General features: G+C 66.3%; 7 protein-coding genes and 1 pseudogene. 3 read left to right on the top strand and 5 right to left on the bottom strand.

What is annotated here, in order from left to right; genetic code table 11:
• The 4 genes from AC27IQ_RS15175 to AC27IQ_RS15160 form a co-directional block, all read right to left on the bottom strand.
• Nucleotides 1–279, bottom strand: a 279-nt coding sequence (locus tag AC27IQ_RS15175; protein ID WP_487089950.1) for an SDR family NAD(P)-dependent oxidoreductase, incomplete at its 3' end; no start/stop codon positions are given.
• Between the two features lie 195 nt (nucleotides 280–474).
• Complete coding sequence (locus tag AC27IQ_RS15170) at nucleotides 475–3,561, bottom strand: efflux RND transporter permease subunit (protein ID WP_487089949.1); 3,087 nt, start codon at nucleotides 3,559–3,561, stop codon at nucleotides 475–477.
• Nucleotides 3,554–4,672 carry an efflux RND transporter periplasmic adaptor subunit gene (locus tag AC27IQ_RS15165; RefSeq protein ID WP_487089948.1) on the bottom strand — a complete coding sequence of 373 codons (1,119 nt, stop codon included), beginning with the start codon at nucleotides 4,670–4,672 and terminating at the stop codon, nucleotides 3,554–3,556. Before AC27IQ_RS15165 ends, AC27IQ_RS15170 begins: the two co-directional genes overlap by 8 nt.
• A gap of 73 nt (nucleotides 4,673–4,745) precedes the next feature.
• Nucleotides 4,746–5,363, bottom strand: coding sequence for a TetR/AcrR family transcriptional regulator (locus tag AC27IQ_RS15160; protein ID WP_317352440.1), 618 nt, complete (start codon nucleotides 5,361–5,363; stop codon nucleotides 4,746–4,748).
• 88 nt (nucleotides 5,364–5,451) lie between these two features.
• Here AC27IQ_RS15160 and AC27IQ_RS15155 point away from each other — a divergent pair.
• Together AC27IQ_RS15155 and AC27IQ_RS15150 are read left to right on the top strand one after the other, a co-directional pair.
• Nucleotides 5,452–7,007: pseudogene (locus AC27IQ_RS15155) on the top strand (efflux transporter outer membrane subunit).
• Between the two features lie 62 nt (nucleotides 7,008–7,069).
• Entirely contained in the window at nucleotides 7,070–7,399 is a 330-nt protein-coding gene (locus AC27IQ_RS15150) for a DUF4148 domain-containing protein (protein WP_487089947.1), read from the top strand.
• Nucleotides 7,400–7,435: 36 nt separating this feature from the next.
• Here the strand turns inward: AC27IQ_RS15150 and otnI are convergent, their stop codons facing one another.
• Nucleotides 7,436–8,233, bottom strand: coding sequence for a 2-oxo-tetronate isomerase (gene otnI, locus AC27IQ_RS15145; RefSeq protein ID WP_487089946.1), 798 nt, complete (start codon nucleotides 8,231–8,233; stop codon nucleotides 7,436–7,438).
• A gap of 198 nt (nucleotides 8,234–8,431) precedes the next feature.
• Between otnI and AC27IQ_RS15140 the strand changes: the two genes are divergently transcribed.
• The coding region (locus tag AC27IQ_RS15140; RefSeq protein WP_487089945.1) for a contractile injection system protein, VgrG/Pvc8 family at nucleotides 8,432–8,770 on the top strand (339 nt) is incomplete at its 3' end.

Raw genomic sequence — 8,770 nt, 5'->3', positions numbered from 1 at the left:
GCCGGCGTTGTTGACCAGGATGTCCAGGCCGCCCAGCGCCTCGACCGCGCGCTCGACCAGCGCGGTGGCCGCGCTGGCGGTGCCGATGTCGGCCGGCACGTAGACCGCGCGGCGGCCCAGTGCCTGGATCTGTTCGATGAGTTCGCGCGGACCGCCATCGGGCTTGCGGCCATTGAGCACGACGTCGGCGCCCTCGCGGGCGAAGCGCAGCGCGATCGCGGCACCGATGCCCTGGGTGCTGCCGGTGACGAGGGCGGTTTTCTGGGAAAGGCGTGGCATGGGAATGGTCGGTGGGAGTGAAGGACAGGCCGGCGGGCGAGGCGCCGGGCGATGTGCCATTTCATCCTCGTTGGGCCGCCCGCTGTGTCAGCCAATGGCGCAAGGCCCGGAGCGCGGCGGCTTTTCCCGCGCCGGCCGGCGCTCAGGGGCGCCCGAGTCGTCCCGCACCCCGGGACAACCACGGCGCATGCGGGTTCACGCGGCCATGGCGGTCCCCGGCTTTGGCCCCGCAGGCTGGATTCCGAACCAGATCGAATACATGGCGGGCAGGAAGACCAGTGTCAGCACCGTCCCCGCCAAGGTGCCGCCGATCAGGGTGTACGCCAGCGTTCCCCAGAAAACCGAATGCGTGAGCGGAATGAACGCCAGGACGGCCGCCAAAGCGGTCAGGATGACCGGGCGGGCCCGCTGCACGGTGGCCTCCACGACGGCGTGGAACGGGTCGAGTCCCTCCTGTTCGTTGTGCTGGATCTGCCCGATCAGAATCAGGGTGTTGCGCATCAGGATCCCCGACAGTGCGATCAGCCCGACGAGCGCGTTGATGCCGAACGGTTGTTGGAACACCAGGAGCATGGGCACGACGCCGATCAGGCCCAGCGGGCTGGTCAGGAACACCATCACCATCGCGGACATCGAGCGTACCTGCAGGATGATGATCATCAGGGTCACGGCGATCATGATCGGGAACAGGGGAATCATCGCCGCCATCGCTTTGCCGGACTCCTCGATGGCGCCTGCTTCATCGATGCGGTAGCCCGCTGGCAATGCATCCTTGATCGGCTGCAATTTCCGGGAGATCGCTGTGGACACGTCCGGTGGCTGCAGGTCCTCCGCAATGTCGCCCCGTACCGTGATGGTCGGCATGCGGTCGCGGCGCCGCAGGATCGGTTCTTCCATGCGGATCTCGAACTCGCCCAATTGCGAGAGCGGAATTCGCTGGCCCGTCACCGTCGTGAGCGTGAAGTCCGCAACCTTTGCCGGGTCCAGACGGTTCGCGCCAGCGGACCGGGCCGTGATCTGGACCGTGCGGATGTCTTCGCGCACCGATGTCACGGGCACGCCGCTGAGCAGGAACTGCAATTGCTGGGCAACCCCGGCCGATGTCAGGCCGACGGCCTGCAGGCGGTCTTGCTGCAGCTTGAAGTGCAGTGCCGGGGTGCGAACGCCCCAGTCCACGTTCACCGTGCGCATCATCGGATCCGACTGCATCGTCTCTTGCATCTGCGATGCGATCACGCGCAGCTTTGCGGGGTCGGGTCCCGAAACGCGGTAGGCCACCGGAAAAGGCGAGTAGGGGCCGAACACCAACTGCGTGACGCGAACCCTGGCCTCGGGGGCGAGCCCCTGGGCAATCGCATCGCGCAGGCGCGCCTTGAGGGCTTCGCGCTCATCCTGGTTGTCGGTGCGCACCACGATCTTCGCGAACGACGGGTCCGGCAGTTCCGGCGAGATGGCCAGGAAGAAACGGGGCGCACCCTGGCCGACGTAGGCCGTGACGATTTTCGACTCGGGCTGTTTTGACAGCCACGTTTCCACTTTTTCCGTGGCCACGCTGGTCTGATCAATTGACGTGCCATACGGCATCTGGATTTCCACCAGCACTTCGGGGCGGTCCGATGTCGGGAAGAACTGCTTTTTCACGACGCCCATGCCCAGTACGGCCAGCACCATCGCCAGTACGACGGCGGCCACCACGAGCCACTTGCGCGCGATGACGCTTTCCAGCGTGCGGCGAAAGCGGGCGTAGCGCGGCGTGTCGTACATCGCAGCGTGGCCACCTTCGATTTTCTTCAGGTCTGGCAGCATCTTCACGCCCAGGTAGGGCGTGAACACCACCGCGACCACCCAGGAGACGATCAGCGCGATGCCCACGATCCAGAACATGTTGCTGGTGTATTCGCCCGCGGTAGAGCGCGCGAAGCCGTTGGGCATGAAACCCACGGCGGTGACCAGCGTTCCCGAGAGCATCGGCGCTGCGGTGTGGCTCCATGCGTAGGCGGAAGCGGCCGTGCGGCTGAAGCCTTCCTCCATCTTCACCACCATCATCTCGATCGCAATGATGGCATCGTCCACCAGCAGGCCCAGTGCGAGGATGAGCGAGCCGAGCGTGATGCGGTCGAAGTTCTTGCCGGTGGCCGCCATGATCACGAACACCGCGGCCAGCGTGAGGGGCACGGCGGCGGCCACCACCACGCCCACGCGCCAGCCCATGCTGACGAAGCAGACCACCATCACAACCACGAGGGCCGCGAAGAACTTGACCATGAATTCATCCACCGAGGCACTGATGTTCACGGATTGATCGGTGACCTTGGACAGGGCCATGCCCAACGGCATGCCGGCGTTGATCGCTGTCACCTCGGTGTCCAGCGCCTTGCCCAGGTCGAGGCCGTTCCAGCCATCGCGCATGACCACGCCGATCAGCAATGCCGGTTCTCCGCCGTTGCGGATCAGAAAGGTCGAGGGGTCTTCGTAGCCACGCTTGACGGTGGCAATGTCCGAGAGCACCACCGTGCGGCCCTGCGCGGCGATCGGTGTGTTGCGGATTTTCTGCAGTTCGTCCAGCGCGCCATCGATGCGGATGAAGATCTGCGGGCCCTTCGTTTCGATGGAGCCCGCGGGGGTCAGCGCGTTCTGGTTGTTCAACGCGGTGAATATCTCCTGCGGTCCGATGCCCAGCGTTGCCAGCCGCTCGTGTGAGAACTCGACATAGATGCGCTCGGATTGCTCGCCAATGATGTTGATTTTCTTGACCCCTGGCACGTGCAGCAGGCGCTGCCGCAGCGCTTCCGCATCGCGGGCCAGTACCCGCTGCGGCTCGCCCTGCGCCTTGAGGGCATACAAGGCGAACGTGACGTCGGCGTATTCGTCGTTCACCATCGGGCCGATCACGCCGCCCGGGAGGTTGCGGGCCTCGTCGCCGAGTTTCTTGCGCGCCTGGTAGAACTCTTCCTGCACCGTGGACGGCGGGGTCGAGTCCTGTAGCGTGAGGGTGGTGAACGCCAGTCCTGGCCGGGTGAATGTTTCGGTGCGGTCGTACCAGCGCAGTTCCTGCAACCGCTTTTCGAGCTTTTCAGCCACCTGATCCTGCATTTCCTGCGCTGTTGCACCAGGCCATGCCGTGACGATGGTCATCACCTTGACGGTGAAGGCGGGGTCCTCGGCGCGGCCCAGTTTCAGGAAAGAGACCACGCCCGCCAGCGAGATCAGGAGGATCAGGAAGAGCGTGATGGAGCGCTCGCGGACCGCCAGCGCGGAAAGGTTGAAGCGTCCCTCACTCACGGCCGGCTCCCGCAGGCGCCAGCGTCTTCACCGGCACTGCGTCTGCCAAGCGGACCGAGGCTCCTTCACGCAGCAGGTGGGCCCCAAGCGCCACGATCGTGTCGCCTTCCTTGAGCGAGCCCGTGACATAGGCCTGGTCGTCCTCGATGCTGGCGATCGAGACGGGCCGGCGAGACACCTGCGTGCCCTGGACCTGCCACACGGCAGCGCCTTGGCCCTCGTCCACGATGGCGCCCAGGGGGACCCGCAAGGCAGGGGCTCCAGGGCGGGCGCCGCCCGGAAGGCGCACCGTGACGGTGGTTCCGAGGGGGGCCTGTGCCAGCGGGCCTTCGAGCACATAGCGTGCCTCGAAGGTGCGGGTCACGCGGTCGGCCGAATCGGACAGCTGGCGCAGCCGGGCTTGCACCGGCGTGCCTTCGCTGCCGAACAGCGTCGCCTGCGCGTTGGAGCCCACGGTGGGCCGAAGCGTTTCGGGCACGTGGATGACCGCTTCCCGCTTGCCGGAGCGCGCGATGCGTACCACCGTCTGGCCCGCACCCACCACCTGGCCGGGCTCGGCCAGCGTTTCCATCACCACACCATCGGCATCGGCGACCAGTTCGGCATACCGCGTGGTGTTGCCCGCGACCTCCGCCTGCGCCTGTGCGGCCTTGAGCTGGGCCTTTGCCGAGTCGGCCGCCGCCTTGACCTGGTCATACGCCGACGCGGAGATGGCGCCGGTGCCGCGCAGATCGCGGTACCGCGCCTCTTCGTCGCTCGCCTGCTCGGCGCGGGCCTTGGCTGCCGCAACCGATTCCTGCTGGGCGTTTGCTGCAAGCCGCAGGTCGATGGGGTCCATGCGCAGCAGCAATTGGCCTCGCTTGACGGTCTGCCCTGCGTCCACCAGCCGCTCCAGCACCTTGCCCGGAACGCGAAAACCCAGATCGCTTTGGACGCGGGCGGCCACTGTGCCCGTGAAAGCCCGCAGGCTCGCGTTGCCGGGGGCAACCACAGCGGTGCGCACCAAAGGGGGCTCGGTCCGGGGATCAGGGGGTTGGTTTTTGCCGCACGCGACAAGGGCAAGCGGCAGCGCAAACAGCGCGGCAAGGGGCAGGGAGCAGTGCCGAGGCATGGGAGTCCTGAAAAACAATCAGGACTCGATTTTGTGATTTGTGACCATTAATGTCAATGGTCACAAGTTCGGTTCAAGGCGAAAGGCTGCGCAGCACCAGGTTGGCCAGTTGGCTCGAAGCGCGCTCCGCGTGGTGAAGGCTGTGTTGCAGCAGCCAGGGATTCAGGTACGGCCGCATGACGAGGAAGATGGCGTCGCCGGCCTCGTCCAACGGTGTCTTGCGCTCGAAATCACCCGACTTGCGCCCCGCCTCGAGGATCTCGTTGAGGAGCTGCCGTATGCGTTTTTCATACGCGGCCGCAGACTGCCAGCCTTCCGTGGCCGCCGACGCGGCGATCTCATAAAGCTTGCTGTCCTGGGACAGCAGCTTCAGCGTGGACTGCACGATCGCCTTGAACATGCGCCGCAGCTGTTCGGGAGGGTGGCCTCCCTCCTCCACCGCCTGTCGGATCTCGGCCTCGATTTCCGCCAGGCAGTGGGTGCAGATCATCTCGCCGATGACCTGTTTCGATTCGAAGAATTTATAGACGTAGGCCTTGGAGAAGCCGATGGCCTTTGCCAGGTCGGACACGGTGGTTTTTTCGTAGCCATAGCGGCTGAAGTGCTCTTTGGCGGCGGTGGCGATCTGTGCCCGCACGTCGTGATCGGCGGGGCCGCGCGTGGGCATCGGTGAAGCGGTAGGGGTACTCATGGGTCTGAGCTTAACGCCCTGCCAAAAATATCACAACGAGTGACTAATAACGTATATAGTCACAACATCCAAGCCACCGTATTTCCCCATGTTTCGCACTCGCCATGCTCTGATGACCCTCGTCGCCACGCTGTCCGCCGGATGTGCGGTCGGCCCGGATTACGTACGGCCGGTGCCGGCCATGCCCGGCGCATACCAAGGCGACTCTGGCCAGGCCCGGCAAAGCCCGGGAACCGCCCTTGCGGATGCCGACCTTGCCGCATGGTGGCCGGCCTTCGGTGATCCGCAGCTCACCCATTTCGTCACGCTGGCGCTGGAGCAAAACGGGGAGCTTGCCCAGGCGTCCGCCCGTGTATTGCAGGCCAGGGCAGGGCTGCAGGCCGCCGGGGTCGCATTGGCACCGGCAGTGGGCGTTGCGGCACAGGCATCGAGGGCTTACCAGTCAGTGGAAACCCCGCTGGGGCAGGTGCTGAATTCGTCCCCCGGCTTCGATCGTTACGGCAGCGCGTATGAGGCCAATCTCTCCGCCGGTTGGGAGCTGGACTTTTTCGGGGGGCTCGAGCGCGGGATCCAGGCGGCCCGGGCGACTTCGAAGGGTCGCAAGCGGGAGCGGCCGCGGTGCGGCTGGCGGTGGCTGCGCAGATCGCCGACACCTACATCATGGTGCGTGGCCTGCAGGCGCGCATCGAGATTGCGCAACGGCAGGTCAAGACACAGCAGGGGCTGCTCTCCATGATCCAGTTGCGGTTCGACAAGGGCCTGGCGTCGGAGTTGCAACTGCGCCAGGCCGAAGGGGCGCTCGCGCGGGTAAAGGCCTCGATCCCCGTATCGCAGGCAGCCCTGGAAGCCGCGATGAACGCAATGGACGTGATGCTGGGCACCCATCCGGGCACCCACCGCGCCGCGTTGTCCGTCCCCCGCCCCGTGCCGGCACTGCCGCAGATCGGATCCGGCGGTGCGCCGGGCGACTTGCTGCGCCGCCGTCCGGACCTGATCGCCGCCGAGCGGCGGCTGGCCGCCAGCAGCGCACGCATCGGCGTTGCCGTGGCCGAGTATTACCCGAAGGTCTCGCTCAGCGGCCTGCTGGGCAGCGCCACCGCCATTTCCAGCGGCAACCTCTTCACCGGCGGGGCGGCTCAGGCCGGCGCCACCGTGGGCCTGCGCTGGCGGCTGTTCGACTTCGGCCGCATTGACGCCCAGATCCGGTACGCCGAGGCACAGGAGGCCGAGGCACTGGCAGGCTATCGCCACGCCGTGCTGCGCGCAACCGAGGAGGTGGAAAACGCGCTGTCCTCGTTCCAGCGCCGACGGGAACAGGCCGACCTGTTGGCTGCGGGTGCCGACGCGGTCACGCGGGCGCGGGATGCTTCGGCGGCCGCTTTCGACAAGGGCGTCGTCAGCCTGATCGAAGTCCTGCAGGCCGACGAGGCGCTGCTCGGCGTGCTCGATGGGCAGGTCCAGGCGCAAACGGAATCCGCGAGATCGGCCATTGCCATCTTCAAGGCGCTGGGCGGCGGGTGGGTGCCGGAGAAAGCGCCGCCGGCCGTCCTTTCCGGCCTTTCGCCCGTTCCAGCCGATCGGCCCTTTCGCTTCGCCGATGCGGCGCCACCCGTTGCGTCAGCGGCGGGCACAGAGCGGCGCTGAGCCGTTTGCGTGCCGTGCCTTGGAAGGCTTTGTTCTTTCCCTCCCTCACCACAGGAGCTCCCATGCCGAACACGAAATCCAACCCATCCCGTCGTCTCACCCGCCAAATGCTGGCTGCTTTCGGGGCCGCCGCCCTGGCCGCATCGCTTGCCCTGCCTGCGCAAGCCCAGACCCCCCCGGGCGAAGCCCAGGAAAAGGACAGCCGCCTCACACGCGCAGAGGTGGTTGCCGACCTCGCGCTGTGGCGGCGTGCGGGCGTGGACCGTTACGACGTGCTGGCGCACTCCTATGGCCTGGAGAAAGAGGCGTACCGCGCCGCATACCAGGAATACCTGCGCTTGCGCAACAGCGACCAGTTCCAGCTGGAAGTGCAGAAGGCTTTGAACAAGTGATCGGGGCGGCTCGTGGCCGGTGGGCCCGGGTCCGTCTCATCGGGATTGATGCAACCAGCCCAGCCCGGCGGTGGTTCCCCCCGGTCCCAGGCCGCGCGCGGGCCGGTATTCGCATCCGATCCAGCCCGGGTAGCCCAGTTCGTCCAGCAACTGGAACAGGTAGGGGTAGTAGACCTCGCCCACATCCGGCTCGTGCCGCTCGGGCACGCCCGCGATCTGGATGTGGCCTACCCGGCCCGTGGGCACGTACTGGCGGATCTGGGTGGCCAGGTCGCCTTCGACGATCTGGCAGTGGTACAGGTCCATCTGCACCTGAACGTTCGGCGCGCCGATCTCGGCCAGCAGTGCATGGGCCTCGTCCTGGCGGTTCAAAAAGTAGCCGGGCATGTCCCGCCCGTTGATGGGTTCGATGAGGATCTGCAGCCCGTGCGGCGCGGCCATCGCGGCTGCCACGCGCAGATTGGCCACATAGGTGGCGCGCACCTCGCCCCGCGTGCGGCCGGCCGGCAGCAGTCCCGCCATCACGTGGATGCGCGGCGACTGCAGCGCTTGCGCGTAATCGATCGCCTGCACCATGCCGGCGCGGAACTCCGCCTCGCGCCCCGGCAGGCAGGCCGTGCCGCGCTCGCCCGCGTCCCACTGGCCCGGTGGCGCGTTGAACAGCACCTGTTCGAGGCCATGGGCCTGCAGGCGCGCCGCCAGTTCGGCGGGCGGGTGGGCGTAGGGAAAGAGAAATTCCACCGCACGAAAGCCATCGCGTGCGGCCACGGCGAAGCGGTCGAGGAAATCGAACTCCGGGTAGAGCAGGGACAGGTTGGCGGCAAAGCGGGGCATGTGAACAGGCTTTCTGGCGCGGGCGATGTGGGTGAGTGTCTTTGATGGCCGGGCCGTAGCGGGGAGCGCGATGGCGCTGAATGGTGGAATCCACCCAGACGCAGCCGGTCTACTGCGTTGTCGATGAATTGTCATATTGGAAAGCCATCATGGCCGTTTCCACCACAGCGACACAGCCCCGTTTCGGGTCTGCCCACGATGACACGCCGCGTCACGATCCAAACGCCATTGGGAGAACAGCTGCAGTTTCGCCGCCTGCAGGGCAAGGAATCCTTGAGCGAGCTGTTTGTGTTGGATGTGGATCTGCTGAGCGAGAGCAAGTCCCTCGACCCCAAGGCGTTGCTGGGCAAGCACGCCACGGTGGAGGTGGAGACCGAAGGCGGCGGCCGGCGCTACCTGGACGGCATCGTCACCCGCTTCGGCCTGCAGGGCGAAGACCACCGGTATTACTCTTACCGCCTGCGCTTGAACCCCTGGCTGTGGCTGGCCACGCGCAAGAGCGACTTCCGGATCTTTCAGAACAAGACCGTCCCCGAC

It is taken from the genome of Acidovorax sp. KPB24-07 (assembly GCF_057543315.1).
This window is presented reverse-complemented; position numbering and strand designations above follow the sequence as displayed.